At 70.9% G+C, this 26,962-nt stretch carries 27 protein-coding genes; 13 read left to right on the top strand and 14 right to left on the bottom strand.

The features are described from left to right. Positions 1-44: 44 nt before the first annotated feature. The 4 genes from arfB to AVTE2539_RS07025 form a co-directional block, all read right to left on the bottom strand. The gene (gene arfB, locus AVTE2539_RS07040) at positions 45-464 is read right to left on the bottom strand and encodes an alternative ribosome rescue aminoacyl-tRNA hydrolase ArfB (protein WP_272564004.1); all 420 of its coding nucleotides are present in this window, start codon (positions 462-464) and stop codon (positions 45-47) included. Continuing rightward, a complete protein-coding gene (locus tag AVTE2539_RS07035) occupies positions 461-1,405 on the bottom strand; it encodes an alpha/beta fold hydrolase (protein ID WP_284409181.1) in 945 nt (314 codons plus the stop codon). The genes arfB and AVTE2539_RS07035 overlap by 4 nt, the downstream gene beginning before the upstream one ends. Beyond that, a complete protein-coding gene (gene aroQ / locus AVTE2539_RS07030) occupies positions 1,399-1,842 on the bottom strand; it encodes a type II 3-dehydroquinate dehydratase (RefSeq protein ID WP_272564006.1) in 444 nt (147 codons plus the stop codon). The genes AVTE2539_RS07035 and aroQ overlap by 7 nt, the downstream gene beginning before the upstream one ends. Positions 1,843-1,980: 138 nt before the next feature. Continuing rightward, a complete protein-coding gene (locus AVTE2539_RS07025) occupies positions 1,981-2,352 on the bottom strand; it encodes a hypothetical protein (protein WP_284403508.1) in 372 nt (123 codons plus the stop codon). Between the two features lie 166 nt (positions 2,353-2,518). Here AVTE2539_RS07025 and AVTE2539_RS07020 point away from each other — a divergent pair, with 166 nt between their 5' ends. The 3 genes from AVTE2539_RS07020 (at position 2,519) to AVTE2539_RS07010 (ending at position 5,854) form a co-directional block, all read left to right on the top strand. Continuing rightward, positions 2,519-4,330, top strand: coding sequence for a glutamine--tRNA ligase/YqeY domain fusion protein (locus tag AVTE2539_RS07020; RefSeq protein WP_284409179.1), 1,812 nt, complete (start codon positions 2,519-2,521; stop codon positions 4,328-4,330). A gap of 122 nt (positions 4,331-4,452) precedes the next feature. Continuing rightward, the gene (locus AVTE2539_RS07015) at positions 4,453-4,785 is read left to right on the top strand and encodes a DUF2322 family protein (protein WP_284409176.1); all 333 of its coding nucleotides are present in this window, start codon (positions 4,453-4,455) and stop codon (positions 4,783-4,785) included. Between the two features lie 172 nt (positions 4,786-4,957). Then, a complete protein-coding gene (locus tag AVTE2539_RS07010; RefSeq protein WP_284409174.1) occupies positions 4,958-5,854 on the top strand; it encodes an alpha/beta hydrolase in 897 nt (298 codons plus the stop codon). 43 nt (positions 5,855-5,897) lie between these two features. Here AVTE2539_RS07010 and AVTE2539_RS07005 read toward each other — a convergent pair whose 3' ends face one another. The 6 genes from AVTE2539_RS07005 to AVTE2539_RS06980 all read right to left on the bottom strand — a co-directional run bounded on the left by AVTE2539_RS07005 (position 5,898) and on the right by AVTE2539_RS06980 (position 12,991). Further along, entirely contained in the window at positions 5,898-6,446 is a 549-nt protein-coding gene (locus AVTE2539_RS07005) for a hypothetical protein (RefSeq protein ID WP_284409172.1), read from the bottom strand. Positions 6,447-6,537: 91 nt separating this feature from the next. Then, positions 6,538-7,989, bottom strand: coding sequence for a TgpA N-terminal domain-containing protein (locus AVTE2539_RS07000; RefSeq protein ID WP_284409170.1), 1,452 nt, complete (start codon positions 7,987-7,989; stop codon positions 6,538-6,540). Then, positions 7,986-9,173, bottom strand: coding sequence for a DUF58 domain-containing protein (locus AVTE2539_RS06995; protein WP_284409168.1), 1,188 nt, complete (start codon positions 9,171-9,173; stop codon positions 7,986-7,988). Before AVTE2539_RS06995 ends, AVTE2539_RS07000 begins: the two co-directional genes overlap by 4 nt. Positions 9,174-9,183: 10 nt before the next feature. Further along, positions 9,184-10,146 carry an AAA family ATPase gene (locus tag AVTE2539_RS06990; RefSeq protein ID WP_284409166.1) on the bottom strand — a complete coding sequence of 321 codons (963 nt, stop codon included), beginning with the start codon at positions 10,144-10,146 and terminating at the stop codon, positions 9,184-9,186. Positions 10,147-10,362: 216 nt separating this feature from the next. Next, positions 10,363-11,646, bottom strand: coding sequence for a phospholipase D-like domain-containing protein (locus AVTE2539_RS06985; RefSeq protein ID WP_284409164.1), 1,284 nt, complete (start codon positions 11,644-11,646; stop codon positions 10,363-10,365). 115 nt (positions 11,647-11,761) lie between these two features. After that, the gene (locus tag AVTE2539_RS06980; protein ID WP_284409159.1) at positions 11,762-12,991 is read right to left on the bottom strand and encodes a GGDEF domain-containing protein; all 1,230 of its coding nucleotides are present in this window, start codon (positions 12,989-12,991) and stop codon (positions 11,762-11,764) included. 291 nt (positions 12,992-13,282) lie between these two features. Between AVTE2539_RS06980 and AVTE2539_RS06975 the strand changes: the two genes are divergently transcribed. From AVTE2539_RS06975 to AVTE2539_RS06960, 4 genes are all read left to right on the top strand, one after another. Next, positions 13,283-14,215, top strand: a complete 933-nt coding sequence (locus tag AVTE2539_RS06975) for a M23 family metallopeptidase (RefSeq protein ID WP_284409158.1) — start codon at positions 13,283-13,285, stop codon at positions 14,213-14,215. A gap of 110 nt (positions 14,216-14,325) precedes the next feature. Beyond that, positions 14,326-14,514 carry a hypothetical protein gene (locus tag AVTE2539_RS06970; protein ID WP_284409155.1) on the top strand — a complete coding sequence of 63 codons (189 nt, stop codon included), beginning with the start codon at positions 14,326-14,328 and terminating at the stop codon, positions 14,512-14,514. Positions 14,515-14,596: 82 nt separating this feature from the next. Continuing rightward, positions 14,597-15,286: a pseudouridine synthase gene (locus tag AVTE2539_RS06965; protein WP_502868876.1), complete on the top strand. Its 690-nt coding sequence runs from the start codon at positions 14,597-14,599 to the stop codon at positions 15,284-15,286. 138 nt (positions 15,287-15,424) lie between these two features. Beyond that, positions 15,425-16,387, top strand: coding sequence for a tetratricopeptide repeat protein (locus AVTE2539_RS06960; protein ID WP_284409153.1), 963 nt, complete (start codon positions 15,425-15,427; stop codon positions 16,385-16,387). A gap of 63 nt (positions 16,388-16,450) precedes the next feature. On the opposite strand, the gene AVTE2539_RS06955 is transcribed toward AVTE2539_RS06960, so the two are convergent. Then, complete coding sequence (locus AVTE2539_RS06955) at positions 16,451-17,146, bottom strand: hypothetical protein (protein ID WP_284409148.1); 696 nt, start codon at positions 17,144-17,146, stop codon at positions 16,451-16,453. 413 nt (positions 17,147-17,559) lie between these two features. Here AVTE2539_RS06955 and AVTE2539_RS06950 point away from each other — a divergent pair, with 413 nt between their 5' ends. The 4 genes from AVTE2539_RS06950 (at position 17,560) to AVTE2539_RS06935 (ending at position 22,556) form a co-directional block, all read left to right on the top strand. Then, positions 17,560-17,988: a thermonuclease family protein gene (locus AVTE2539_RS06950; protein ID WP_284409146.1), complete on the top strand. Its 429-nt coding sequence runs from the start codon at positions 17,560-17,562 to the stop codon at positions 17,986-17,988. A gap of 108 nt (positions 17,989-18,096) precedes the next feature. Continuing rightward, the gene (locus AVTE2539_RS06945) at positions 18,097-19,377 is read left to right on the top strand and encodes an MFS transporter (RefSeq protein ID WP_284409144.1); all 1,281 of its coding nucleotides are present in this window, start codon (positions 18,097-18,099) and stop codon (positions 19,375-19,377) included. A gap of 235 nt (positions 19,378-19,612) precedes the next feature. Further along, on the top strand, positions 19,613-21,199 hold the full coding sequence (locus tag AVTE2539_RS06940) for a DUF1800 domain-containing protein (protein ID WP_284409142.1): 1,587 nt from the start codon (positions 19,613-19,615) through the stop codon (positions 21,197-21,199). 88 nt (positions 21,200-21,287) lie between these two features. Next, positions 21,288-22,556 (top strand): DUF1501 domain-containing protein, encoded by a 1,269-nt coding sequence (locus tag AVTE2539_RS06935; RefSeq protein ID WP_284409141.1) that lies wholly within the window; start codon positions 21,288-21,290, stop codon positions 22,554-22,556. Positions 22,557-22,568: 12 nt separating this feature from the next. On the opposite strand, the gene AVTE2539_RS06930 is transcribed toward AVTE2539_RS06935, so the two are convergent. Continuing rightward, positions 22,569-23,540 carry a DHH family phosphoesterase gene (locus AVTE2539_RS06930; RefSeq protein WP_502868875.1) on the bottom strand — a complete coding sequence of 324 codons (972 nt, stop codon included), beginning with the start codon at positions 23,538-23,540 and terminating at the stop codon, positions 22,569-22,571. 150 nt (positions 23,541-23,690) lie between these two features. Here AVTE2539_RS06930 and AVTE2539_RS06925 point away from each other — a divergent pair, with 150 nt between their 5' ends. Beyond that, on the top strand, positions 23,691-24,326 hold the full coding sequence (locus tag AVTE2539_RS06925; protein ID WP_284402584.1) for a glycine zipper family protein: 636 nt from the start codon (positions 23,691-23,693) through the stop codon (positions 24,324-24,326). Between the two features lie 32 nt (positions 24,327-24,358). Here the strand turns inward: AVTE2539_RS06925 and AVTE2539_RS06920 are convergent, their stop codons facing one another. Next, positions 24,359-24,577: a hypothetical protein gene (locus AVTE2539_RS06920; RefSeq protein WP_272564024.1), complete on the bottom strand. Its 219-nt coding sequence runs from the start codon at positions 24,575-24,577 to the stop codon at positions 24,359-24,361. Between the two features lie 126 nt (positions 24,578-24,703). Then, positions 24,704-25,333, bottom strand: a complete 630-nt coding sequence (locus tag AVTE2539_RS06915; RefSeq protein WP_284409137.1) for an FMN-binding negative transcriptional regulator — start codon at positions 25,331-25,333, stop codon at positions 24,704-24,706. A gap of 83 nt (positions 25,334-25,416) precedes the next feature. On the opposite strand from AVTE2539_RS06915, the gene pdxR reads away from it, so the two are divergent. Next, the gene (pdxR, locus tag AVTE2539_RS06910) at positions 25,417-26,913 is read left to right on the top strand and encodes a MocR-like pyridoxine biosynthesis transcription factor PdxR (RefSeq protein WP_284409135.1); all 1,497 of its coding nucleotides are present in this window, start codon (positions 25,417-25,419) and stop codon (positions 26,911-26,913) included. Positions 26,914-26,962 lie beyond the last annotated feature (49 nt).

Here is a 26,962-nt window from a genome sequence, read left to right as displayed (position 1 = left end):
CCGCCACGGGCCAGCGAACGCCCGCCGTGGCGCTGACCGCCTTTTCAGTCGCGCACCGGGCCGCGCAGCGCCTTGATGCCCGAGCGCACGCTCTTGGATTCCAGGCGCCGCTGCTTGGAGCCGTAGGTCGGCTTCGTGGCCCGGCGGGTGCGCGGCGGCTGCGCCACGCTGGCCACCAGGGCCTGCAGGCGCTGCAGTCCGTCGAGGCGGTTGGCTTCCTGGCTGCGGTACTGCTGCGCCTTGATGACCAGCACGCCCTCCTGCGTGATCCGGCTGTCGCGCAGAGCGAGCAGGCGCTCCTTCACGCCGTCGGGCAACGAAGACGCCGCGATGTCGAAGCGCAGGTGCACCGCGCTCGACACCTTGTTGACGTTCTGCCCGCCAGCGCCCTGCGCCCGCATGGCGGTGATCTCCACCTCACGCTCGTCCACCTGGGGCACGAAGGCCGCCGGCGGCGCGGTCATCGGCCGGCCGCCAAGGGTGCGGCAGCCGGCTGTGCCCCATCCGCCAGCGCGGCCAGCAGTGCGGCCATGAAGGGCCGGGGCTGTTCGAACTGCACCCAGTGGCCGGCCTCGGGGATGAAGTCCAGGCCGCGGAAGTCCGGCACCACGGCCCGGAACGCCGCCTCAAGCTCCACGATCCAGCGCTTGTAGAGCGCATCGTTGCGGCCATAGATGGCGTGCACCGGGCAGGTCACCCGGGGCAGCGAGCGCGCCAGGATGTCGGTGTGCGCCAACCGGCGGCGCGGCATGCGGTCGCGCACCACGTTGGCCACGTGCAGGCCCAGCGCCAGGCCTTCGATGAGCGCCGGGTCCTGCAGCATCAGCACGGCCAGATTGTGGCGGTGCACCTGCGGCTGCTGGTCCGGGGGCAGGTGCCGCCAGCCTTTCAGTTCGAACTGGCGGTGCGGCACCACGCCCATGGCCGGCGCGCCCACGATGACCAATTGCCGGGCCAGTTCGGGGTGGTCTGCCAGCAGCAGGCCTGCCACCATGCCGCCGAACGAGAACCCCACCAGATCGCAGGGCTGCGGCCCCCACAGCGCGCGCATGCCCTCGCACAGCGGCTCGACCAGCGCGTCGGCATCGGCGCCGGCCGGGGGCAGAGCGGACTCCCCGAAGCCGGGCAGATCCGGCACCCAGACCTGGTGGCCCGCCGCGACCAGGTCTTCGATGTTACGCACCCAGTGGGTCCAGCTGCCGCTGCCGCCGTGCAGCAGCACCAGCGGCGGCTGCCCGGGCACGGCCGGGCCCCAGGCGTGCCACACCAGATCGCCGTCGCCGCAAGGCGTGGTGTGCCGCGTGGCCAGCGCCTGCAGGCGCCGCACTTCGGGCGGGGTGCCATCGGGCGCCGCGGCCCCGGCAGGTCCGGGGTGGGTCGCTGGGGCGGAGGGCGCCGTCACCATCCCGCCAGGCCGTCGATGGCCAGCGGATAGCCCTGCACGCCGAACCCGCACATCACCGCGCGCGCCACGCCGGACAGATAGGAATGGTGGCGGAAGGCTTCGCGGGCATGCACGTTGCTGATGTGCAACTCCACCAGCGGCACGCCCGTGCCCTTGACGGCATCCAGCAGTGCCACGCTGGTGTGGGTGTAGGCGGCGGCATTCAGCACCACGCCGGCCAGCTCGCCCGCGCCGTGGAGGCGGCCGGCCTCATGGATCCAGTCCACCAGGTCGCCCTCGTGGTTGCTCTGGCGGAACTGCAGTGCAAACCCATGGCGCTCGCACGCCTGGGCGCACAGCCGCTCCACGTCGGCCAGCGTATGCACGCCGTACACCGAGGGCTCGCGCGTGCCGAGCAGGTTCAGATTGGGTCCGTTCAGGACAAAGACGGTTTTCACAGGGCCAGCACTCCAGGCAAGGCGTCGCCGCCAGTCGGCGAACGCGAACAGGGCGAATTATGCGTGGCGCTCCCAAAGAAAACGGCCCCGAGGGGGCCGTTGGGGCTGCATGGGCAGCCAGGGGGACAGCGATGGGTTTCAGCGACCGTAGTAGTAGCCCCGGTCCCGTCCGTGCCAGTGGCGGCCGCCGCCGTAGTACCCGTAGGGGGCGACCACCACCGGAGGCGGGGGCGCGTAGTACACCGGCCGTGGCGGCGGGTAGTAGACGGGAGGGGGTGCATAGACCACCGGGGGCGGGCCGTAATAAACGGGACGGGGCGGTGGGTAATAGGCTGGCGGGGCCACCACGACGGGGTAACCACCGCCCCCGACACCGACCGCCACGCCGGGCGCCCCGATGCCCACAGACCAGGAAATATCGCGTGCCTGGGCGGCACCGGTGCCCGCCAGGAGGGCGAGCGCCACGCCGGCGGTGGCGGCCATGGCTGAGAGAGAGCGGCTGTTCGTCATGGAAATCTCCTTTGGATGGGAGCCCCGCCATCGCGGAACTCCCGTGGATGCTCAACGCATCACATGTCCGAAAGGATGGCACAAACCCCCTGCAATGTTGTTTCTGGACGTAGCGCGCTGTGTTTCACCCGGTAACGCCCCCGGCACCGCCGCCTAGAATGCCGCCATGAGTTCCCCAGCCCCCCTCGACCCCTCCTCCAACGCCGCGGCCAAGCCCAGCAATTTTCTTCGCCAGATCATCGAGAGCGATCTCGCCAAGGGCACGCATGCCCAGGCGCGCTGGGGCGGCACGCCCGGCGATGCGGCGCACCATGCCGGCGGGCAGCCCGACCCGGCGAAGATCCGCACGCGTTTCCCCCCCGAACCCAACGGCTACCTGCACGTCGGCCATGCCAAGAGCATCTGCCTGAATTTCGGCTTGGCCGCCGACTACGGCGGCGTGTGCCACCTGCGCTTCGACGACACCAACCCGGAGAAGGAAGACCAGGAGTACGTGGACGCCATCATTGACGCCGTGCATTGGCTCGGCTTCGACTGGAAGGCCAGCGGTGATGGCGCCGACCACCTGTACTACGCCAGCAACTATTTCGACTTCATGTACCGCGCGGCTGAGTACCTGATCGAAAACGGCAAAGCCTACGTGGACGAGCAGACCCCCGACGAGATGCGCGCCAACCGCGGCGACTTCGGCAAACCCGGCGTGGACAGCCCTTTCCGCAGCCGCACCGTTGCCGAGAACCTCGCGCGATTTCGCGAAATGCGCGAGGGCAAGCTGCCCGACGGCGCCGCCGTGCTGCGCGCGAAGATCGACATGGCCTCGCCCAACATCAACCTGCGCGACCCGGCCATCTACCGCATCAAGCACGCCGAGCACCACAACACCGGCAACCAGTGGTGCATCTACCCCATGTACACCTTCGCGCACCCCATCGAGGACGCGCTGGAGCACATCACCCACAGCATCTGCACGCTGGAATTCGAAGACCAGCGCCCCTTCTACGACTGGCTCATGGACCGCCTGGTGGAAGGCGGCCTCATCGCCGCGCCGCAGTCGCGCCAGTACGAGTTCGCGCGCCTGAACCTCACCTACGTGGTCACCAGCAAGCGCAAGCTCAAGCACCTGGTGGACAACGGCATCGTGACCGGTTGGGACGATCCCCGCATGCCCACCATCGTCGGCCTGCGCCGCCGCGGCTACACGCCCGAATCGATCCGCCTGTTCTGCGAACGCATCGGCGTGACCAAGGACTACAGCTGGATCGACTACAGCACGCTGGAAGGCTGCCTGCGCGAAGACCTGGAAGCCAAGGCCCACCGCGGCATGGCGGTGCTCAACCCCGTCAAGCTGGTGCTGACCAACTGGGACGAGGTCATGGGTGCCGGCCACCTGGAGCCCTGCAGCCTGCCCGCCCTGCCCCACCCGCCCGAGGGCACCGAATCGCCCCTGCGCCATTTCACGATCGGCAAGGCGGTGTGGATCGAGCACGAAGACTTCGAGGAAGTGCCCCCCAAGGGATACAAGCGGCTGTTCCCCGGCAACAAGGTGCGCCTCAAGGGCGGCTACGTGATCGAATGCACGGGCTGCAACAAGGACGCCGATGGCCGGATCACCGAAGTGCTGGCCACCGTGGTGCCCGACACCAAGAGCGGCACCCCCGGCGCCGACACCGTGAAGGTGAAGGCCGCCATCACCTGGGTGGGCGTGGCCGATGGCGTGAAGGCGGAGGTGCGCATGTACGACCGGCTCTTCACCGATGCGCAGCCCGATGCCGGCGGGAAAGACTTCCTCACGCTGCTGAACCCGGACAGCCTGAAGGTTGTGACGGCCATCGTGGAGCCCTCGCTGGCCAACGCCCGACCGGGCGACCAGTTCCAGTTCGAGCGGCACGGGTACTTCGTGGCGGACAGCAAGGACCATGCGGCGGGCAAGCCGGTGTTCAATCTGGCCGTGGGCCTGAAGGACTCCTGGGGCAAGTAAGCCAACGCAACAGCCGGCCCGGACAACGGCGGCCATCGCCGTCGCGGGCCGGTCCCGTTATCCAACGATGGCAGTCCTTGGCCATCCAGCGCCAGGGACGCATCGCACTCCCGATTTCGAGAATGAACTTTTCCGCGCGCCTTCAACAACTCCCATCCGTTGCCGACCTCTCCGCCCTGCACCTGCTGGACCCGGACGGACAGGTCATCGCCACGCTGGAAAACAAGCCCGGACAAGCGGGCTCTCTGGCCGTCTACAACGCGTTGTCCACCTTGTACGGCGGCACCATCACGCCCGCAGCGGCCAGCCTGGGCCTGGAGTGGTACGCAGAGCACACGGCCGATGCACACGCCCACCCCGGCAAGCACCCCAACATCGACCGTCTGGTGGCCTGGGCGTCCGGCACGGCCAGCTACCGTGCGCAGCGGGTACCAGCGCTCCCGGCCGCCGCCTGACATCCGCGGGCAAGGCCGGTTCGGAAGCATCGCGATTTCGGCAGTGACACCCGCTCCATGGCGGCGTCATCTCTGACGGCCACGGCGCTGGCGCGCCAACCATAATCCGCCCGGCACCGGCCTGTCGCCTGTGTCCCGGCCCGATCGCCGGACCACCCACTTGGAGGCGCGATTGAAACACCCTCACCGTTCATGGGCCCGCGCGGCATGGCAAGTCACCGGCATCCTGGCCTTGGCCGCGTGGCTGACCGGTTGCTCCGGCGTCGGCACGCTCAATGCACTCACGGCCAAGGACAGCCATACCCTCCAGGCCGGCGTGGCCTACGGCACGCTGCCGCGCCAGCAACTGGACATCTACCGGCCGAAAACGACTGCGCCAGCGGCCGGCTGGCCGGTCGCGGTGTTCTTCTACGGCGGCTCCTGGAACAGCGGCGAGCGCGGCGACTACCTGTTCCTGGGCGAAGCGCTCGCGGCACGCGGCGTGCTGACGATGGTGGCCGACTACCGCCTCTATCCCGAGGTGCGCTACCCCGAATTCCTACACGACAGCGCATTGGCCGTGGCCTATGGCCTGGACCATGCGGCGCAGTGGGGCGGCGACCCGAAACGGGTGTTCGCCATGGGCCACAGCGCCGGTGGCTACAACGCCGCGATGCTGGCGCTGGACCCGCGCTGGCTGCAGCCCACAGGCCACACGCCGAACGATCTTGCCGGCTGGATCGGCCTGGCGGGGCCGTACGACTTCTTTCCCACCGACAACCCGCAAGCGCAGCCGGTGTTTTTTCACCCGAACTACCCGCCCAAGGCCCAGCCCATCGAGTTCGCACACCCCGGTGCGCCGCGCACCTTCCTGGCGGCCCCGGTCAACGACCGGCTCGTGAGCCCGGAGCGCAGCACCCAGCAGATGGCGCAGAAGCTGCAGGCCGCTGGCGTGCAGGTCACGCTGAAGTCGTATCCCCGGGCCAGCCACACCACGCTCGTCGGCGCATTCGCGTGGCCGCTGCGCTGGGTCGCGCCGGTGGTGGACGATGTGGAGGCGTTCATTCAGTCGACGCCGCCAGTGCGATAAACCAGGGCGGCCCTCACGGGACATGCACCCGTTCGCACGCGCCTCAGCGCCCCGTCCACAGGATGACGTTCCATTCCAGCGGATTGAAACTGCGGTCCCGGTTGAAGTCCACATAGCCATTGGGCATGTTCCAGCGCAGCACCGGGCCGCCCCAGTCGGAGACCTTGCCTGCGTGGTAGGGCGTGCCGTAGGCCGCATTGAAACGGTCGATCCAGGTGCCATGCACCCACCAGGGCACGTGCACCATGGTTCGCACCAAGTGGCCCTCCCGAAAGAAATTGGCCAAGGTCAGGGCGCCGTGGCCGTCCGCCTGGCTGACGGTCGCGTAGCAAACGCGATCGCCCAGGCTGTCCGCGCCCGGGGCTTGGCCCACACAGCGCAGAGGCACGCCGGCGAAGTGCTGCTTGAGCGCGGCTTCGTCCATGGTGGACGACAGCTCGGCCAGGCGCAGCGTCACGGACGGCGAGGTCTCGCGGAAATAGCGGCCGTACACGTCCATTCGGTCGCGATTGGTGAACACCATCAGCGCCAGCAGCACCAGAAAAATCAGCACCACTCCCTTGAGCCACTGGGGCACGGTCTTTTCACTCATTCGGTTGCTTCCTTGTATGTTTGACGGGGATGGCACGCCCCCCCGGCCGGTTCCGACCTGATCGACGCCCACCCCGGTTGAGCGACCGGCATCAACGTCCCAGCTCGGGCATCGCACCCATCAGAAGGTCGCAGGTGCCCTGCACCGCCTGCCGCATGTGCAGCGCGCGCTGGCGGGTGGCCGGAACGCCACCGAAGCGCGTGGCGCAATAGCACTCCAAGGCATAGCCCAGCCATTGACCGGCCAGGGGCGCAGCACCCTCGAAGGACGACCAGTGCTCGCGCACCGATTGGCCCGGCAGGGGTGGATGGCCACGAACCCGCAGGCACCAGGTCATGGCCCGGGCAGACAGCTGCATCGATTGCGCGGGAAACGGCCGGGCCAGGAGCCAGGACACGCTCAGTGCCGCCGCAAGCCCAATCCGATAACGGTAGCGGAACAGCAGCACGGCGACCAGAAAAAGCGCCACCCAGAGCAACAGGTCGAGGAGACTGAGCCGTCGGGCCGCGCCAGTGGTCGCTGGGGATTCCAGCGTGCCTGCGCCCTCGCCCGCCCCGGTCCCGGCACCGCCCGCCGGCCGTGTCGTGCCATGGGTGCTGGCCAGTCGATCCAACCACCCCTGGGCGACACCGACCGCCCCCTGGATGACACTGCGCTGCCACTGCGGCACGGAACGGTCGCGCGCCGCCTCGCGCATGTGGTCCAGCATGCGGCCCCACTGCTGTGCCAAACCTCCTGGCTGTGGCGTGGCGCCCCCCTCGGAACCGCCCTGTGCCGGCCCCGCACCGCCGCCATCCGGCCGGCTGCTTTGGCCAGCCGCCCCTCCCGCGTCGCCCGCCGGTTTATCGAACAGGCCGGGCACGTCGGCGCCGGGCGGCAAAAAGCCGAAACCCAGCACGGGTGGCCGGGGCGCGAACAGAAAGAGCATCGACGCCAGCAGGAACGACAGCCCCACGAAGCCGATCGCCATCGACAGTTTGGTGGCGCGCGAAATGGCCACGCCCTCCGCGTGCAGCCATGCGAGCGCGAGGGCCCCGAACAGCCAGGCCGGCCCCAGATAGAACCAGAGGCTCCAGTCGGCGTTGTAGTGCGTCGCCACCATGAAGCTCACGGCGAAGACGACCGTGAGGGTGAGGTAGAAATCGCGCCGGGTTCGCATCGTGGCAGCGCGGGCTCCCATGACGATGAGCAGGGCCACGCACACCCAGCGGGGAAAGGCGTACAGCGCCACGCCAGGAAACAGCGCAAGGACGAACCCGAGCAAGCCCAGCACACGCCACTGGGTTCTGCCTGCGCCTTCGGGCCGCTTCAGATGGATCGCGCCCGCACCGAAGCCAAGCAAGGCCCACACCAGCCACAGCAGGCTTTCGAAGCCGAATCCCCTGAATCTGCGGTCCAGGTACGAAAACGCAAACGCGATGAAAAGATAGCTCAATCCCACGAACACGATCACGCCACGGCTCTGAAGCGCGGGCGAAGGTGCCGGTGCGGAAGGTCTCCGGGCGGCGATGGGCAGGGCCCATGGGGTGTCACCGGGCGTCACGTTGCGACCTCCATGAAAGTGGCACACCCTGCGCTGGCGGCGGTCCGACGCAGTTGCGCGGCCGCGGTGGTTTGCGCGGTCGTGCCGGCGCGTCCGAGGGCGATGCAGACCACCACGGCGCAATCCAGGCCGCTCCATTCGGCCAGCGCCGACTGCAACGCCATCACCGGCAGATCGCAGGGGATCACCAACGCCACCTGCTCCCCGGCAGCGGCGTCGGTCGCCGCGCGGGCGCTGGCCCAGCGCAAACCGTCTTCGCCGGCAGGCAAGGCTGCGGCCAGCGCACGGCGTGCCAACGCAGCATCCTGCACCGGCGACAAGTCGGCACTCCCATAAAGGAACAACTGCGCACCGTGGGCCGCAGCCGCGTCGCACACGCCAACCGCCAGGCGAATGGCCTGCTCGCCCGCGCTGTCCGCATTCCCCAAGGCCGGCAGCGAAGGGGCATGCACCACCACGCGCAAGCGGATGGCACCGGTTTGCTGAAAGTGCTGGATCACCAGTTCGCCAGCGCGGGCCGACGCGCGCCAGTTCACGCGGCCCACGGCATCCCCGTGCTGGTATGCGCGCATTGCGCCCAATTCGAACGACGCCCCCCTTTGCCGCAAGGTCAACTCGCCACGCGGGTCGGCCGCCACGCTCCATGGCAGCGGCCAGTACACCGGTTGCGCACGCGGCAGCACATGCAGGGCGATGTCCGGGCACTGCATGCTGTGGCGTGCGTGAACCAATCCCAGAGGAAAGCCGCTGGACAGGCGCACCGCCACCAGCCGGTAATGTCCGCGGCACGGAAAGCGCACCACGCCGGCCAGCGCCGTTCCTGATGCAGGTGCGCTTTTACGCGCCCGTACGATCGGCAAGGTCTGGCGCAGCACCACGCGTTGCGAAGCCCACTCCCACTCGGTTTCGATCTCGACCAAAAAGGCGGGCCAACGGGCACGCCGCTCCACCACGATGCTCAGATCGCATGCGGTGCCTTCGATCACCTCGGTGCCGGCAGCGGTCTGCAGCCGCACGGTGGTGGTGCGCAATGAAAGCCAAGGCACCACGAACCCCAGCACGGTCACGGTCGCGAGAAAAAGGAACATGCCGTAGACCATGGGGTCGCGGCGATTGAGTGCTGCGACCAACAGCACCCCGCACAGCGCGAGCAACACCCGCGACCTGGAAAGCCAGCGCTCCATGCCCTGCGCCCTACACCGGCGTGCGCTGCGACAGCAGGATGTCCTGGATCAGGTCGGCCGCCGGCTTGGGCTGCGCGCCCTGTGTCTGCACGATGATGCGGTGGGCCAGCACAGGCACTGCCGCTTCGCGAACGACGGCCGGGTCCACATAGGAACGCCCCCGGATGCAACTGAGCGCCCGCGCCATGCGTGCCAGGCCCAGCGTGCCCCGCGGGCTGGCGCCGAACCGGATCGCCGGATGCCTGCGGGTGCCCGACACGATCGCGGTGATGAACTGGGCCACCTCCGGCGTGATCGACACGTTGCGCGCACCCGCCACCAGTTGCTCGAACTGCCCGGTGCCGCAGACCGGCTGCAGGCGTTGGATGGGGTGGGAAAACTGCTGGCTGGTGATGAGCCCGGCCTCGGTGTCGCTGTCGGGATAGCCCAGCGACAGGCGGATCAGAAACCGGTCGAGCTGGGCCTCCGGCAGCGGGTAGGTGCCCGCCATGTCGATGGGGTTCTGCGTGGCCAGAACGGCGAAGGGCGCAGGCAGCGGCAGGGTCTGCCCGTCCAGGGTGATCTGCCCTTCCTCCATGCACTCCAGCAGCGCCGATTGGGCGCGGGGATTGGCACGGTTGATTTCATCGGCCAGAACGATGTTGGCGAACACCGGGCCGGGGCGCAGCATGAAGCTGCCATCCTTGGGGTTGTAGACCGGTCCACCCACGATGTCGGACGGCATCAAATCCGCCGTGAACTGGATGCGCTTGAACGACAGCCCCACCGACACCGCCAGTGCGCGCGCCAGCATCGTCTTGCCCAGCCCCGGCACGTCTTCGATCAGAAGATGCCCGCCGGCCATGATCGCGGCCAAGGCCAGCTCGATCTGGGGGCGCTTGCCCTCCAGCACCTTCTCTACGTTTTGAACGATGGCCTGCGCAAGCTGCGCGCACTGCGGCGTGGTGCCTGCCGATACGGTTGTGGAGCTCAATTTTCCCGCCCTGGTGCAAAGAAGTCAGGGCGCCGACGCACGCGTCTCGCCCTCTCGGAGCATGGAATGTAAGCGCAAAAGCGCGGGCCGGCCGGGAGCCGGTGGACGCGCCATGCAAGGCCGGCGCCGCCCTGGAGTTCGCCACCCGAGACGGCACCCGCCGCCGGCCAACGCGCCGCGAGCGGCTGGGGCAGGTGCCCCGCCGGCCACCGCGGATCAGAGCTGCGAGCCGAGCAGCGACGCCATCCGCTCGGCCAGCTTCTCCTTCATCGGCCGGTCCAGCCAGTCCTGATGGGTCACCCGCCGCGACCGCTTCAGGTCGTCCTCGAACACCACCGTCTGCCGTTGGGCAAAAGGGGCGTCGTACACGTTCAGGTTGGCCTCGTCGTTCAGCCGGAACGAGCGGTTGTCGAAGTTGGTGGAGCCCACCGACACCATGAGCTGGTCCACGATCATGACCTTGCAGTGGTACATGGTGGGCTCGTACTCGTAGATCTCGGCGCCGGCCTGCAGCAGTTCGCCCCAGGTGGCGCGGGAGGCGGCCTTGACGGTTTCGGTGTCGGTGTGCTCGCCGGGCGTGATGAGCCGGATGCGCACGCCGCGCGCCAGGGCGTCCAGCATGAGTTGCCGGGTCAGGTCGTCGGGCACGAAGTACGCCACCGACAGGTCGAGGCTGTGCTCGGACGAGGTGATGGCCAAGTGGTACATGAGCTGCATGCTCTCGCTGCCGCTGGAGGGCGAGCTGGAGAACATCTGCGCCTTCTGCGTGCCGCTCTGGGCGATGGCGGGAAAGTACGCTTCGCCGTGCATCACCTTGCCCGTGACCTTGAGCCAGTTGTCCAGGAAGGTGGCCTGCATCTGCGCGACCGCGGGGCCCTTCACCTGGTAGTGAGAATCGCGCCAGTGGTCGGGGTCCTGCGCGTTGCCGGTCCATGCGGGCGCGATGCCCACGCCGCCGGTGAAGCCCACCAGTCCGTCGGTGACGAGCAGCTTGCGGTGCGTGCGGTTGTTCAGGCGGGCCAGGTTGTACCAGTGGGGCTTGTGGAATTTCTCGACCTCCACGCCGGCCGCCTTCATCTCGGTGAAGTAGCTCTCGTCCATCTTGGAGCTGCCCACCCAGTCCAGCAGCACATGCACCTTCACGCCGGCACGGGCGCGCTCGCTCAGGGCATCGGCGAACTGCTTGCCGATGTCGCCGGACCAGTAGATGTAGGTTTCGAAGGTGACGCTTTTCTGCGCGGCCCGGATGGCGGCCAGCATGGGCGGAAAGATCTGGTCGCCGTTGAGCAGTTCCACCACCTCGTTGCCGCTGGTGATGCCCGGGCCCAGCAGGCTGCCCATGGCACGTTCGTACTGGGGCTGGGCGGTGGTGTACAGGCGCGGGATCTGGTGCTGCACTTTCTTCTCGCCGGCGGTGAAGTTCAGTGCGAACAGCACGATGGCGGTGGTGGCCACGAAGGTGAGTGCTACGGTGAGCAGGGTGCGGCCTGTTTTTTTCATGTGCGCGATTGTGGGTGGGCGCCGGGTGCGCGCTTGTAAGCCCACGCCTCCAAGTCTGCCAGCGCACGGGGGCCGTGGCAGCGCACTGCGCAGGCGTGCCGCCGGCCTGTGGCGGTCAGCCGGCTTCGAAGCGGTTGCGGCCGTTGTGCTTGGCGCGGTAGAGCGCCTTGTCGGCCCGCTCCACGGTGGCGGCGTGGGGCTCGCCGGGCACGCGCTCGGCCACGCCGGCGGAGAACGTCACCGCCAGGCCCGGGGCCAGCGCCTCGAAGCCGCCGCGCTCCATCTGGCCGCGCAGCCGCTCCAGCACGCGCATCGCACCGCTCTGGCCGGTACCGGGCATGAGCAGCAGGAACTCCTCCCCGCCCCAGCGCGAGAGCACGTCGCGCCCGCGCACGCCGGCCTGGGCGATCTCGGCGAAGCGCTGCAGCACGGCGTCGCCCACCGCATGCCCGTGCGTGTCGTTCACGTGTTTGAAGTGGTCGATGTCCATCATGGCCATGGCCATCGGCGCCGTGGCGGGCTCGCCCGGCCGGCCGTCCTGAGGGTGCACCGCGGCGCCCACCGTCCAGTGTAGGGTGAGCAGGTCGCCCATGGCGCGCCGGTTCAGCAGGCCGGTCAGCGCATCGTGCTCGGCGAGTTTGCGGCTCAGCTCCAGCGCCTCGGTGAGGGTGGCCTTCTGCCGGGCCAGGCGGCTGCGCAGGCGGCCGATGCGGATGGCCAGCGCGGCCACCGCCGTCACCACGATGAGCGAAAAGGCCCAGTGGATGGCCTCCACGCGCGGGTCGTAGCGCGGCGGATCGCCCGACGTGCGCCACAGCATGACCCCGGTCACGAGCACCAGCCAGTACGCCATGAGCACGCGCGTCTGCCCCGCCCGCAGCTGGAACATGCCGCCCAACAGGAACAGCGGTGCCAGCAGGCCCAGCAGCGCACCGCGCGCCGGCCCGGTGATGGCATAGGCCCAGCCGAGCGCCGTGGCCGCCAGCACCGACTGCAGCATGGACAGCGACGGATCGTGCGGCGACAGCCGCCGGCCCTGGCCGCTGCGCACGAGCAGGCAGCAGACGAAGCTGGTGCCCAGCGCGAAGGCGGTCAGCGGACAGGCCTGCCTGGCGTCCACCAGCCCCAGCATCACCTCGGCCTGCTGCACCAGGGCGATCAGGCACAGCAGGCCGAACGCCAGCAGGCACTGCGACATGCGGATGCGCACCTGCTTGCTCTGGCCGAACAGCGCCCGGTCGATCCGGCCCCGCAGGCCCGGGGGTGGCGGCAGGACGCCATCGGCCGCGCGGCGCGCCGGTGATCCGCCGGGCGGTGGGGAATGGGGGCGGGCGGCAGGCGGCATGGCGCAGCAATTCAGGAGCTGAAGGGGCGAAAGCCGGAGGGCAGCGCCTGCGCCGGTGACGGCGGTGCCAGCGGACCCGGCCAAGGGCCCGCGGCAACCGAATGGCAGGGCGGAAACGGGCATGCGCGGCGCATGCAGGGCATCGTACCGGGGCCGGCGCCGCCCGGCGGCCCTGGCGTGGCCAAGGCAGGGTATCTCCCGAGCCGTCCGCACATGCCAGGGCTTCGGGCGCGCGCGGGCGCAGGCGCCGTCGCTAAACTGCCGGCATCCCCGCTTCCCTTCGCCCGCGCCATGGCAGACCACCGCACTCCCCCCTCCCTTTCTCTGCAGGCCAGCCGGCGCACCGCCCTCGTGGCCACGCTGGGCCTGCTGGCCTGGCAGGGCCCCGTCCAAGCGGCCAAGCCCCGGGCCAGCGCGCCTTCGTCAGCGCCCTCCCCATCCGTCTGGCCCCGCGCATCGCAAGTGCCCGGCGGCGTGGCGCGCCTGTCGCTGGGGCCGGCAGCCACGCGGCCGGTGGCGCACGTGGACGAAGGCGCGGGCGACGTGCCGGTGCTCGTGCTGGGCGATGCGATCGAGTGGACGGCCATCGTCGGCATCCCGCTGGCGGCCCAGGCGGGGGCCGCCGGGATCGTGGTGCGGGGTTCGGCCACCGAAGGCGATGCAGCGCGCAAGGTGCCCTACACCATCGCGCCCAAGAAGTACCGCGAGCAGCGCCTGAGCGTCGCGCCGCGCACCGTGGACCTCTCCGCCGAGGACAACGCCCGCTTCGAGCGCGAGCGCGAACACCAGCGGCAGGTGACGGCAGCGTTTTCCACACCGCTGCCCAAGCCGGCCGACCTGCGCATGCACGTCCCGGTGCCGGGGCCCCGGTCCAGCTCGTTCGGGCTGCGGCGGGTGTTCAACGGGCAATCGCGCAATCCGCACAGCGGCATGGACATCGCCGCAGCCAAGGGCACGGCCATCGTCGCGCCGCTGCCGGGCCGGGTGATCGACACCGGCGAATACTTCTTCAGCGGCGGCACCGTGTGGCTGGACCATGGCGGCGGACTGCTCACCGTGTATGCCCACCTGAGCGCCATCGACGCCAAGGTGGGCGACCAGTTGCAGACCGGCGACCGCCTGGGCGCGGTGGGCGCCACCGGCCGCGTGACCGGGCCGCACCTGCACTGGGGCGTGATGCTCAACCGCACGATGGTGGACCCGGCGCTCTTCTTGCCCGTGTGAGCCGGCGCCCGTTGCGCCGGGCCGACACGGGCAGGTAAAGAACGGGCCGCTTCGCGGAGCGGGCAGCGACAATTTCCGCCTCCGATCCCCTGGCCTTTTTGGGTGTTTCCATGCGATCTTTTCTGGGTGCCGCGCTCGCGGCGATGGCGGTGCTGTGCAGCGGCTGCGCCGTGGTGGCCGTGGGCGATGCCGCGGTGACGGTGGTGGCGACCACGGTGAAGATCGGCGCCACGGTGGTGGGCACGGCGGTGGACGTGGGCGCGGCCGGCGTGCGCGCCGTGGCGGGCGGCAGCGACTGAAAGCCCGCGCGAGCGGCAGGCCCTGCCGTACCGCGCCGGTCGCCACGGCGTCGGCCGCCCGCCGCGCTATGCTTGCCGCCCCATGCCGACCCCGCCCCGCGCACCGCGCGCTCCTGGCCCCCTGCGGCCATCCCGCCCGCCCCGGCCAGCGGCCGCACGCCCTTCCGCCCGATCCCCTGCGGGGGCCGTGGCAGCCGCCGCCGCGCCCGGCACGCCCCGCCTCATCCGGTTTCACAAGCCCTATGGCGTGCTGAGCCAGTTCACGCCCGAGGGGCGCTGGCGCGGGCTGCAGGATTTCATCGACATGCCCGGCGTGTACGTGGCGGGCCGGCTGGACGCCGACAGCGAGGGGCTGCTGCTGCTCACCAGCGACGGCGCGCTGCAGGCGCGCATCGCCGATCCGCGCTTCAAGATGGAAAAGACGTACTGGGTGCAGGTGGAGGGCACGCCCGACGAAGCCGCCCTGGCCGCGCTGCGCGACGGCGTGCGGCTGAACGACGGCCCCACCCGCCCGGCCCGGGCGCGCCGCATGGAGCCGCCGCCCGCCGTGTGGGAGCGCGACCCGCCCATCCGCGTGCGCCAGCGCATTCCCACCGCCTGGATCGAACTGGCAATCAAGGAAGGCCGCAACCGCCAGGTGCGGCGCATGACCGCGGCGGTCGGCCTGCCCACGTTGCGATTGATCCGCGCCGCCATCGGGCCTTATTCGCTGGACGGGCTGGCGCCGGGGACCTGGCAGGCGGCGGCGGTGCCCGCAGAGCCTGGGGGATAGCGCAGAAATTGCTATTTAATTGATAGCAATATGCCCTAGAATTCATTGTGCTGGCGGCCTTTTTACCGAATATTCGAGCCGCTGGCGCTTCGGGCCGCGCAGGCGCAGCACAATCGCTGCCCCAAAAGGAATGAAACCGTGAACGCCCCTGATCTTTCGCTCGAACCCGTCGAGACGCCCGAGGCCGCCCGCGCCGCTGCCGCGCGCGTGTGCCCGCGCTGCAGCCACACCCGCCAGGCCACCGATACCGCACCGGCCTGGCAATGCCCGCGGTGCGAGGTGGCCTACGACAAGGTGCTTCCCACCAGCGTGGCGGCGCGGCAAAAGCCCGAGGGCGCCCGCGCCCGGCCGGCCGCCGGCCCCGGCGACAAGCCCTGGACCCTGATCGTCCTGGCCGGCGGCGTGGTGGTGCTGATGGCGCTGATGGGCTGGAAGTGGAACCACGACAAGGCCCAGGCCGCCGAACGCATCGCCCGCGCCGAAAGCGATGCGCGCGCCCTGCAGATCGCGGCGCAGCGGGAAGGCATGGAACAACTGGCCCGGCTCGGTGCAGCCGAGACCCAATGGCGCCGCGGCCAGGGCCTGGGCGTTCTGCCCGCCGTGCGGGCCATGGCCGAGCAAGGGCACCTGCGGGCCATGGTGCTGCTGTCGGCCATGCTGGACGAGGGCAACGGCGTCCCCAGTGACCATGCCGAGTCCATGCAGTGGCTGACCCGGGCCGCCCACCAGGGCTCCAGCCTGGCGGCGGTGCGGCTGGGCGCCATCTACCAGGAGGGCCGCGGCGGAGAACCCCGCCAGATGTCGCTGACCGAGAACTGGTACCTGCGCGCGGCGCGCCAGGGCGATGCGGCCGGGCTGTACCGGCTGGGCGATCTCTATGCCAACGGCGCGGCCACCGTGGCCCAGCGGCCCGTTGCCGCCTACATGCTGCTGGAACTGGCCGAACGCCTGGGTCGCGGCAACCCGGAAGACCCGCTCACCCTGCCCCGCTACGGGGCTGTGCACCTTCAGCTGCTGGCCCGCAGGATGGGCCCGGTCGATATCGCCGAAGCGCGGCGGCGCGCCGATGCGTGGAAGCCCGGGCAGCCGCTGGACCTGTGACTGGACGCGCGCGGGACCCAAGGCTCGGCGCCGCTGCCCCACCGTCGCTGTCCCACCGCCCGCTCAACGGCGGCGCCACCACAGCATCAGGCCGAGAAACACGGCCCCGGTGAGAAGGGGCATCCACGGCATGAGCCGCTCCACGGGGTTGGACGAGCGCATGCCCGACCACACCTCCAGCCGCACCCGGTCCATGCGCAGGTTGCTCACCCCTGCGAACTCCAGCACCGGAGGGACCGTGCGGTCTTCCTTGAAGCTCAAGGGCGCCGCGGCGCCGGCCATCTCTACGACCTGGCCGGCGCGCACGCCCCGCGCGGCGACCTGGGGCACGGCACCCACGCGCGGTGCGCCATGGATGGACCAGCCCGCCATCCAGCGCGCGCTGGCATCCCCGTCGGCCAGCGCCACGCCCGAGACCCGCACCACCAGCGTGTAGGGGTTGCCGCTGCGGGGCAGCGCCATCTCCTCGCCCGTCCAGGCCTGGGTCGGGGGCGGTGCGCCTGCGGAACGGGCCGAATCGGCGGTGTCTTTCCGGTCCTGGAACAGTGCGAACTTCGCCAGCGCTTCGGCCGGCAGTTCCTGGGTTTCCACCAGGCGCTGGCCCCAGGACTGCGGTGCGCCGCTGGCCTGGGCGGGCAGCGACGCACCCAGCACGCCCAGGCCCGCCAGCGCGATGCCGGCCGCCAGGACCCTTCCACGGCGGCACGCCGCCCGCGCGAAATCGAATGTGGATGTGGATGTGTCGTGCCCCGTTGCCATGCCCTCGTGTCCTTCGTGTCGTGCGATGTCTGCCTGCGCAGCCACGTCAGGGGGCGCATGCGGACGGCAGTGTATCCAGTGGTTTCAGGCTGGCCGGTGAAACGCTACTTTTTTGATAGCGCAATGCCCTAGTACTGATTGTCCTGGAACCATTTTTCGCCTTGATCACCTGCGTTGCGAGCGCCCCTCCACCGCATGCCGAAGTTATGCCCGCCCTCTGTGGGCCGTTCTGTGGACAACCCCAGGGACAACCCGCCGGATCGGCGCAGGCAGTGGCTTGCAGCCCGGTGCCTGCATTTTGGGCAGTGGCGGCCGGGCGCGGCCGGCGCCTTTGCGGGGTACGGCTATAGTGCGCGGCCGGCGCGGCCCCTGCGCCCGCCTTCATTGCATCCCATCCCCCGCCCCGATCCCCCGTGCCCATCGCCACCCTGCTCTGCCTGGTCGTCGCCGTCAGCGACGGCGACACCCTCACCGCCCGCTGCGGCGACCGCCGCCCGATCCAGGTACGCCTGGCCGCCATCGATGCGCCCGAGCGCCGCCAGGCGTTCGGCCCGCCGTCCCGCCAGAACCTCGCGCGGCTGTGCCTGCGGCAGAAAGCCACGCTGCAGACCGTGGCCCGCGACGCCTACGGCCGCACCGTGGCGCACGTGCGCTGCGGCCAGGGCGATGCGGCCACGGCCCAGGTGCGCGCCGGGCTCGCCTGGGTGTACACGCCGCGCGCGGCCGCCTACCCGCAACTGGCGGCGCTGCAGCGCCAGGCCCAGGCCAGCCACGCCGGGCTGTGGTCGCAAAAGCGCCCGCGCGCGCCCTGGGACTACCGGCGACAGCACCCGCGCGGATAAACCGGTAGCATGCGGCGCTGACTTCCCACCGTTGGAGCCGCCCGCCGCGTCCGTCCGTTCGCTGGCCGGGCAGGCTCCGGCCAGCCACCCTCCAGCCTCCCCAGCGCCGTGCCCGACCTTCCCACCGCCTCCCCCGCTCCCCCCGTTCCTGCCACCGAAAGCGTCTACCGGCACCGCGGCTTCCTCGCCTTCCTGATCGCCCGCCTGGTGGCCGTGTTCGCCACCCAGGTGCAAGCCGTGGTCGTGGCCTGGCAGGTGTACGACCTCACGCGCGAGCCCATCGCCCTGGCCTACGTGGGCCTGGCGCAATTCCTGCCCATGCTGTGCCTGCTGCTGCCGGCCGGCGACCTGATCGACCGCGCCAGCCGCCGGCACATCCTGGCCGTGAGCTGGTCGGTGGGCGCGGTGTGCAGTGCCCTGCTGTGGTGGTTGTCGGGGCACGGCACGGCGGGCGTGGCGGGCATCTATGCGGCGCTGGTGCTGTTCGGCTGCTCGCGGGCGTTCTCGGGACCGGCGCTGCAAAGCCTGCTGCCGCAGATCGTGCCGCGCGCCCAGCTGGCGCAGGCCATGGCCACCAACAGCATGCTGATGCGCCTGGCCAGCATCACCGGGCCGCTGATCGGCGGGGTGCTGTATGCCACCGGCGGCGCCTCGCTCACCTACCCCGTGTGCTGTGCGGGCTTCGCGCTGGGCGCGCTGCTGCTGTCGCGCGTGACGGTGGCATACGCCGCGCCGCCCTCGTCGACGCAGGGCCGCATGTGGGACCGCTTCGGCGCGGGCATCCACTTCATCCGCACGCGCCCGATCATCCTGGGCACGATCTCGCTGGACCTGTTCGCCGTGCTGCTGGGCGGCGTGGTGGCGCTGCTGCCCATCTACGCGCACGAGGTGCTGCACGTGGGGCCGCAGGGCCTGGGCGCGCTGCGCAGCGCCATCGCCATCGGCGAGGTGGGCGCGGGGCTGTTCCTGACGATGCGGCCCTTCAACCGCCACGTGGGGCGGCGCATGTTCATCGCGGTGGCCATCTTCGGCACGGCCAACCTGGTGTTCTCGCTGTCGCACTGGTTCCTGCTGTCGTTCCTGGCCCTGATGGTGGCCGGCGCGGCCGACATGGTGAGCGTGTACATCCGCGGGGCGCTGGTGCAGTTTTCCACGCCCGATGCCATGCGCGGGCGGGTGAACGCGGTCAACATGCTGTTCATCGGCTCGTCCAACGAGCTGGGCGAGTTCCGTGCCGGCACCAGCGCCGCGTGGCTGGGCGCCGTGCCGGCCGCGGTGGCGGGCGGGCTGTGCACCCTGGCGGTGGTGGGCGCCTGGACGCTCCTGTTCAAGCCCCTGCGCGACGTGGACCGCTTCGAGGAAGCGAGCGAGGAACGCCAGCGCCGCTGACGCTGAACGCCCGGCGGTTGACAGCGGTTACCAAAAAGTCCGCAGCCCGCCCATTCGCTCATATTTCGATAGCAATATGCCCTAGTGGATATTGTGCTGCAGGCGGTTTTGGCTTGAAGCTTTTTTGGCCGCCGCGGATACATCTGTATCCCGGGCGTAAAACCCCTGCGGCCCCCCTTGCCGCGCCCCGCGCCGCGCTGCACCATGGGCACCGTTTTCCCCATGGAGCCCTGCCATGACCCCCTCGCCCTCCGCTTCGACCGCCCTGCCCCTCACCCGCAGGCACTGGCTGGGATGGACCGCCGTGTCGCTCGCCGCCGGCGGCGGCGGCGCCTGGGCCGCCGGCAGTCCGGGGGGCGCGCCTCCCGGGCTGGACGATGCCGGCAGCGTGCGCCTGCTGGAACGCCTTTCGTGGGGCGCCACGGCGGCGTCGCAGCAGGCGCTGGCTGAGGCCGGCACGGCGGGCTACCTGGCCGCCCAGCTGCGCTCCGCCCCCGCGGCCCTGCCGCCCGAGGCCCAGGCCCAGATCGACGCCATGGCCATCACCCGCACCCCCATGGAGGTGCTGGCCATCGACATGCAGGGCCGCCAGCAGGCCATCAAGGACCTGCCCGACGAGGAGGCGCGCAAGGCCGCGCAGGAGACCTACCAGCGCGACATGCGCGCCCTGCAGCGCGAGGCCGAGCGCCGCTTCGTGCTGCGGGCCGTGTACTCGCCCGCGCAGCTGCAGGAGAAGATGACCTGGTTCTGGATGAACCACTTCAGCGTCTTCGCCGGCAAGGCCGACATCCGCGCCATGGTGGGCGACTACGAGGACCGCGCCATCCGCCCGCACGCGCTGGGGCGCTTTCGGGACCTGCTCGGCGCCACCGTGCGCCACCCGGCCATGCTGCGCTACCTGGACAACGCGCAGAACGCCGCCAACCGCATCAACGAAAACTACGCGCGCGAGCTGATGGAGCTGCACACCCTGGGCGTGGACGGCGGCTACAGCCAGCGCGACGTACAGGAGATGGCGCGCGTGCTCACCGGCCACGGCGTGTCGCTGCGCCCGCTGGGCGAGCCGCCGCCGAAGCTCAAAGCCGAGTGGACGCGCCAGTACGTGCGCCACGGCCTGTACGAATTCCACCCCCAGCGCCACGACTGGGGCCCCAAGGAGCTGCTGGGCCAGCCGCTGCAGGGCCAGGGCATGGCCGAGCTGGACGAGGCGCTCGACCGCCTGGCCCGCGCCCCGGCCACGGCGCGCTTCGTGTCGCGCAAGCTCGCCACCTACCTCGTGGGCGATGCGCCGCCGCCCGCGCTGCTGGAGGCCATGGCCGAGTCGTTCACCCGCAGCGACGGCCACATCGCCGCCGTGCTGCAGACGCTGTTCGCCAGCGCGCCGTTCCAGGCCTCGCTGGGCAAGCGGCTGCGCGACCCAGTGCAGTACGTGATGGCCGGCCTGCGCATGGGCTATGCCGACCGCGTGCTGGCCAACCCCGATCCGGCCCTGTCGTGGCTGCAGCGCCTGGCCGAGCCCTTGTATGGCCGCGCCACGCCCGACGGCTACCCGCTCGATTCGGCCGCGTGGACCAGCTCGGGCCAGATGGCCGTGCGCTTCGAGGTGGCGCGGGCCCTGGCCGGCGCGGGCGCCGCCGCGCTCTACCGCCCCGACGGCGCACCGCCGCCGCGCGTGGCGCCCCCGGCGCTGGCCCAGAGCGCCTACTACCGCGCGCTGGAGCCGCAGCTGGCCCCGGCCACCCGCGTGGCGCTGGCGCGCGCGGCCTCGCCGCTGGAATGGAACACCTTCCTGCTCAGCGCGCCGGAGTTCATGTACGCCTGAGCGGCCCGGCCGCACGGCGCTCTCCGCCACCCGCAGCCCATCGTCCGCCTCGCCCCCCCGTTTCGCTGTTCCGCTGAAAGGCTTCGCCATGACGCACTTCTTCGCCCCACGCCGCCCCGGCCCTTCCGGGGCCGGCCCCGCCCCCACCCGCCGCCAGTGCCTGCAGGCCCTGGCCGCGCTCGCCGCGCCGGGCGTGCTGCAGGCCAGCCTCGCGGCCACCCCGCAGGCGGTGGACGCACGCTTTTTGCTGGTCTTCCTGCGCGGCGGGTACGACTGCGCCAGCCTGCTCGTGCCCACCTCCAGCAGCTACTACTACGAGACGCGGCCCAACATCGCCATCGCCAAGCCAGGCGAAGCCGGGGGCGCGCTGCCGCTCACCGCGGACTGGGGCCTGAACCCAGCGCTGGCGGGCTCGCTGATGCCGCTGTACGAGAAGAAGCAGGTGGCGTTCGTGCCGTTCTCGGGCACCGAAGACCTCACGCGCAGCCACTTCGACACGCAGGACAGCATCGAACTGGGCCAGCCCGTGGGCGGGCGGCGCGACTACCGATCGGGCTTTCTCAACCGCCTGGCCACCGAACTGGGCGTGCAGCCGCGCTGGCACGACCACCTGTCGCCCATGGCCTTCACCGACACGCTGCCGCTGGTGCTGCGTGGCGGCTACGACGTGCCCAACACCGCCCTGGGCGCCGCGGGCGCGGCCAAGCCCGGCATCGACGACCGGCAGGCCGGGCTGATCGCCTCGATGTACGGCGGCACGCCGCTGGCCGCCGCCGTGGCCGAGGGCTTTCAGACGCGCGACGAGGTGGCGCGCACCATGCAGGGCGAGATGGATGCCGCCAGCCGCAACGCGCTGAGCACCAAGGGCTTCGAAGGCACGGCACGCCGCATGGCCCGGCTGATGCAGTCGCGCTACAACCTGGGGTTCGTGGACGTGGGCGGGTGGGACACGCACGTGGGCCAGGGCAACGCCACGGGCGCGCTCGCCAACCGCTTCGAGGAGCTGGGCCGGGGCCTCGCGGCCTTCGCCGACGAGATGGGGCCGGCGTGGAACCGCACCACGGTCGTCGCCATCAGCGAGTTCGGCCGCACCTTCCGCGAGAACGGCAACCGCGGCACCGACCACGGCCACGGCAGCGTGATGTGGGTGCTGGGCGGGGGCATCGCGGGCGGGCGCATCGCGGGCGAGCAGCAGGCGCTGACGGCCACCACCCTGTTCCAGAACCGCGACTATCCCGTTCTGAACGACTACCGCGCCGTGCTGGGCGGCCTGTTCGCCCGCACCTACGGGCTGTCGCCCGCGGCCCTGGCCCGCGTGTTCCCGCAGACCCGGCCGCGCGACCTCAAGCTGGCCTGAGGCCGGGCCGGCTCAGGCGGCCGTGCCGGCTCCGGCCGCCGGAGCCTGGGCCGCATCGAACACGCCGCTCAGCAGCTCGGGCAGGCGCTCCGCCCCCATGCGGAACCCGCAGGCCTGTGCATGGCCGCCGCCGCCCATGCTCTCGGCCAGCACCGAGCAGTCGAAGTTGCGCTGCGAGCGCAGGCCCACCTTCACCTTGCCCTCCTTGCTGACGATCCACATCAGCGCGAACGTGCCGCACTGCTTGGACAGCATCTCGCCGATCAGGCTGTGGAAGGCGCCCGGGGCATTCACCATGAGGCCCTGTTTGCCGTTGAACGTGATCGGCTGCGCGCCGCCCGCCACATCGGCGGCGAGGTGGCGAAACTTCTCGTCCATGGCATTGCCGCGTGCCACGAAGGCGGCGGACTGCTCGGGCGTGAATTGAGCGATCTCTTCCCAGCGGGCGAAATCGAACGGCTCCATGTCCAGCGCGGCCAGATAGCCGGCGCTCTCGGGGTAGGCCCAGGCCCAGATGTCGCGGTCTTCCACGTAGCGCACCAGGTCGGGCAGCGGCGTGTCGGGGTAGAAGAACTCCCACGCCAGCCGCGCGCCGGACTTGTCCATGTCGAAATGCACCACGCCGCAGCGGCAGGCAAAGCCGGTGAGTTTTTCGGCAGCGCTCTTGTGGTGGTCCAGCATGACCAGCTTGGTGGCCCGCTCGTCGATGGCGGTCAATATCTCGGGCGTGAAAGAGAAGTCGAGGATGTACACCGCCCGGCCTTCGAGCGCGGGCAGGTCGTCCACCGACTGCACCTGCCCGTGCGACAGGCCCACGCACTCGGCCTGGCCGCCGTAGTAGCGCCAGGCGGCCAGCGCGGCACCGAAGCCGTCGGCGCAGCGGCCGTGGTACAGGACCAGGGGGTTGGGATCGTTCTTGTCCGGGTGCACCAGCAGTTGCAGGGGCAGGAGGGTTTTCTTCGTGGGGATCGTCATGGGGCGCATTGTCGGGCACTGGGCCTGGGCACTGGCACGGAGCCCCCGGGGCGGGGGCTTGGCAGCGGGAGCGGTTTGGCTGTCCAATGCCCCTGGGCCGGCGCCCGGTGCCATGCAGGCCCCCTGCCGGGTGTACGACCGATCCGCAAGGAGTTTTCGATGCGCAAGCTGTCCCTCTGCGTCCTGGCCCTGTTCCTGGCCGGCTGCGCCACGCGCGGCGCCGACAGCCTCTCGCTCGGCGCGCCCGGCAGCGCGGGTCACCCCGCCGATCCCGCGCGCCAATCGGCCGACTTGGCCGACTGCCAGCGCTACGCCAGCCAGATCGGGGTGGCCAGCGAGACCGTGGACGGCCTGGTGGCCGGCGCCGTGCTGGCCGCCACCGTGGTCTGGGCGCTGGGCGGCAGCCGCAACGCGGTGCAGGATTCGGCGCTGATCGGCGGGGCGCTCGGCGCCACGCAGGGCGTGCAGGCGCTGGAGCGGCGCCAGGGCATCGTCGCCAACTGCATGGCCGGGCGCGGGTACGCCGGCAGCACCTACCCGGCCGTGGCCGCCGTGCCGGAGCCCAACCAGCCCGCTCGCTCGGCACACGCCGACTACACGCCCCTGCCCGCCCGCGCCATCGGCACCGACACGTTCAACGCCGAGCGCCTCGCACGCGACCAGTCCTGCACCGCCACGCCCATGGCCTGGCTGGCCGCGAAGGGGCCGGGTTTCGAGACCTACACCGTGCCCTGCAGCAACGGCGACGCCCTGGCGATCCGCTGCGAATTCGGCCAATGCCGCGTGCTGCGCTGAGGCGCGGCCGGCAGCGCAGGGCCCGCGGCACGTCAGGGAAGCGCGGCGTTTCCGGCATCCAGCGCCGGAGGGCGCAGCAGGTCTTCGTTGACTCCCATGGTCTGGCTGGCGCGCTCCACCGCCTGCCACAACGGCGCGGGCATCTGCAGGATGTCCTCCGGTGAGCTGGAGCGCGCGATCCATGCACTGATCTGGAAATGCTGCTCGTGGGTCAGCAGGTCAAGGTTCAGCATCTCGTCGATGGTCTTCATTGCAATCCGATTCCTGGGCAGGGCCATGCGGGCACCCCCGGGACGAAATGCCCGGGGTGGTATGGACCACATGGTGCCATGAGCGCCCAGGTCAAGCGGCCAGGGGCGCTCGCGGCCACCCACCTGTCAGGGGGCGGACGGCGGGCGCATCCTCCCGGCCAGATCCCCCTGGCCGCGCGACTGCAGCGCGTCGGCGGCGCCGGCGATGTCGCGCGCCTCGCGGTTCTGGCTCAGCTTGGACTTGCCCACCAGCGCGGTGAGCGCGATCTCGATGCCCACGATATGCTGCAGCAGGCCGTTGATGAATTCGGGCGACGAATCGCCCATCTTCCACGGCCGGGGCTCGGCGGCCTCGTGCTGGCGCGTCAGGCGCGCCACGATGCGGCGCACGAAGCGTTCGTCGTCGTGCACGGTCAGCACGCCGTGCGCGTGCACCACCTCGTAGTTCCAGGTCGGCACCAGGCGGTGCGACTCGTGCTTGCTCGGGTACCAGTTGGGCGAGATATAGGACTGGGGGCCATGGAACACCACCATGACCGGCGTGCCAGTGGGGCAGCGCTGCCACAGCGGATTGGCGCGGGCCACATGGGCCGACAGCCGGCCGAACGGGCCCACCTCCGGGTCGAACTCGAACGGCAGGTGTTCGGCGTCCAGGCCCCCTTCGCCGTGGGTGACCAGCGTGCCCAGAGGGTGCTCGCGCAGGAGACGCTGTAGGGCTTCGGGCCGGTTTTCGGCGAAATGCGGTGGGATGTACATGGGTGGGGCTCGGTCGGAATGCGGTGCACGAGACTGTCATGCAAAACCGGCACAATCCGAAGAGCCAGTTTTTCACCATTTCAATGGACCAGTTTCACCCCCCTGCCCCGCCCAGCACCGGCCGCCGCATCTACGACCTGCTGCGCGCGCAGATCGCTGACGGCACGCTGGCCGCCGGCGCGCGGGCCCCGTCCACCCGGGCCCTGGCCACGGACCTCGGGGTGTCGCGCACCACGGTCACCGCGGCCTACGAGCAGTTGGCGGCGGAGGGCTTTCTGGTCACCGCCCCGGGGCGGGCGGCCCGCGTCGCCCTGGCGCCCGCCGCCGTCGCCCGGCCCCGGGCCGACCCGGGCGGCGGGGGCCCGCCCGCCCCGGCGTTGTCCGCCTTCGGGCAGCGCCTTGTCGGCATGGGCCTGCCCGCGCTGCCCGCTGCGGAGCCCGCGCGCATCGATTTCCTGTATGGCGCGGTGGCCTCGCGCGACTTCCCGGCGCTGGCCTGGCGCCGCGCCTACCAGGCCGAGTTGCTGCGCCACCAGCACAGCCTGCGCTACATCCCACCCGAAGGCGACGCCGCCCTGCGCTGCGCCATCCAGGGCTATCTGCGGCGCGCGCGCGGGCTGGCCTGCGATACCGCGCAGATCCTGGTGGTGCATGGCTCCCAGCAGGGCATCGACCTGTGCGCGCGCCTGCTGCTGGACGCGGGCGACGCCTTCGCCTTCGAAGAGCCCGGCTACCTCATGGCGCGCCGGTGCTTCGAGGCCACGGGCGCGGGCCTGCGGGCCGTGCCCGTGGATGCGCACGGCCTGGACACCGCGCAGCTGCCCGAGGACGGCCGCGTGCGCCTGGCCTATGTGACGCCTTCGCACCAGTTTCCCCTGGGCGGCGTGCTGCCCATCGGCCGGCGCATGGCGCTGCTGCAATGGGCGCAGCGCCACCGCGCGTGGATCGTCGAGGACGACTACGACGGCGAATTCCGCTACGGCCAGCGCCCCATCGACGCGCTGCAGTCCATCGACCCCGATGGCCGCGTGATCTACATGGGCACCTTCTCCAAGGCGCTGTCGCCGCAGCTTCGCCTGGGCTACCTCGTGCTGCCCACGGCCCTGGTGGCGGTGTTCCGCCAGGCCAAGCGCATGGCCGACCGGCATGCGCCGGTGCTGGAGCAGCGCACGCTGGCCGCGCTGATCGAAACCGGCGCGTACGAGCGCCACGTGCGGCGCACCCGGCGCGAGCACGAACGCCGCCGCGCCGCGCTGGCCGATGCCATCGCCCGCCACCTGTCGCCCACCGCGGAGCTGGCGGGTACGGCCGCGGGACTGCACGGCGTGCTGTGGCTGCCGTTCATCCGGCCGCAGGACGAGCCCGCCCTGGCCGAGGCCGCGCGCGCGCAGGGCGTGGGCATCTACCCCGTGTCGCCGCTGTTCGCCGACGCGCAGCGCGGCGGGCCGGCGCGGCCCGCGGGTTGGGTGCTGGGGTATGCGAGCCTCACGGTGGAGCAGATCGAGCAGGGCATCCGGATCCTGGGGCGCATCGTGGCCGCCTGGGTCGCGGGAGCGCCCGCCCCGGTGCCGCGAGGCTGAGGGCCGGGCCGCGAAAAAGCGGGTGCGGTTATCCTGCCCGCCGACCCCG

The organism is Acidovorax sp. SUPP2539 (assembly GCF_030158975.1).
Lineage (GTDB): Bacteria > Pseudomonadota > Gammaproteobacteria > Burkholderiales > Burkholderiaceae_C > Paracidovorax.
Note: the sequence above shows the minus strand (reverse complement) of the source record. Positions and strands in the feature narration are given on the sequence as shown.

Bases quoted from the DNA above. Each gene is read 5' to 3' on its own strand.
- arfB (WP_272564004.1), bottom strand. From the start codon at position 464: ATGACCGCGCCGCCGGCGGCCTTCGTGCCCCAGGTGGACGAGCGTGAG.
- AVTE2539_RS07035 (WP_284409181.1), bottom strand. From the start codon at position 1,405: ATGGTGACGGCGCCCTCCGCCCCAGCGACCCACCCCGGACCTGCCGGG.
- AVTE2539_RS07025 (WP_284403508.1), bottom strand. From the start codon at position 2,352: ATGACGAACAGCCGCTCTCTCTCAGCCATGGCCGCCACCGCCGGCGTG.
- AVTE2539_RS07020 (WP_284409179.1), top strand. From the start codon at position 2,519: ATGAGTTCCCCAGCCCCCCTCGACCCCTCCTCCAACGCCGCGGCCAAG.
- AVTE2539_RS07015 (WP_284409176.1), top strand. From the start codon at position 4,453: ATGAACTTTTCCGCGCGCCTTCAACAACTCCCATCCGTTGCCGACCTC.
- AVTE2539_RS07005 (WP_284409172.1), bottom strand. From the start codon at position 6,446: ATGAGTGAAAAGACCGTGCCCCAGTGGCTCAAGGGAGTGGTGCTGATT.
- AVTE2539_RS06995 (WP_284409168.1), bottom strand. From the start codon at position 9,173: ATGGAGCGCTGGCTTTCCAGGTCGCGGGTGTTGCTCGCGCTGTGCGGG.
- AVTE2539_RS06985 (WP_284409164.1), bottom strand. From the start codon at position 11,646: ATGAAAAAAACAGGCCGCACCCTGCTCACCGTAGCACTCACCTTCGTG.
- AVTE2539_RS06980 (WP_284409159.1), bottom strand. From the start codon at position 12,991: ATGCCGCCTGCCGCCCGCCCCCATTCCCCACCGCCCGGCGGATCACCG.
- AVTE2539_RS06975 (WP_284409158.1), top strand. From the start codon at position 13,283: ATGGCAGACCACCGCACTCCCCCCTCCCTTTCTCTGCAGGCCAGCCGG.
- AVTE2539_RS06970 (WP_284409155.1), top strand. From the start codon at position 14,326: ATGCGATCTTTTCTGGGTGCCGCGCTCGCGGCGATGGCGGTGCTGTGC.
- AVTE2539_RS06965 (WP_502868876.1), top strand. From the start codon at position 14,597: ATGCCGACCCCGCCCCGCGCACCGCGCGCTCCTGGCCCCCTGCGGCCA.
- AVTE2539_RS06955 (WP_284409148.1), bottom strand. From the start codon at position 17,146: ATGGCAACGGGGCACGACACATCCACATCCACATTCGATTTCGCGCGG.
- AVTE2539_RS06940 (WP_284409142.1), top strand. From the start codon at position 19,613: ATGACCCCCTCGCCCTCCGCTTCGACCGCCCTGCCCCTCACCCGCAGG.
- AVTE2539_RS06935 (WP_284409141.1), top strand. From the start codon at position 21,288: ATGACGCACTTCTTCGCCCCACGCCGCCCCGGCCCTTCCGGGGCCGGC.
- AVTE2539_RS06930 (WP_502868875.1), bottom strand. From the start codon at position 23,540: ATGCGCCCCATGACGATCCCCACGAAGAAAACCCTCCTGCCCCTGCAA.
- AVTE2539_RS06925 (WP_284402584.1), top strand. From the start codon at position 23,691: ATGCGCAAGCTGTCCCTCTGCGTCCTGGCCCTGTTCCTGGCCGGCTGC.
- AVTE2539_RS06920 (WP_272564024.1), bottom strand. From the start codon at position 24,577: ATGAAGACCATCGACGAGATGCTGAACCTTGACCTGCTGACCCACGAG.
- AVTE2539_RS06915 (WP_284409137.1), bottom strand. From the start codon at position 25,333: ATGTACATCCCACCGCATTTCGCCGAAAACCGGCCCGAAGCCCTACAG.
- pdxR (WP_284409135.1), top strand. From the start codon at position 25,417: ATGGACCAGTTTCACCCCCCTGCCCCGCCCAGCACCGGCCGCCGCATC.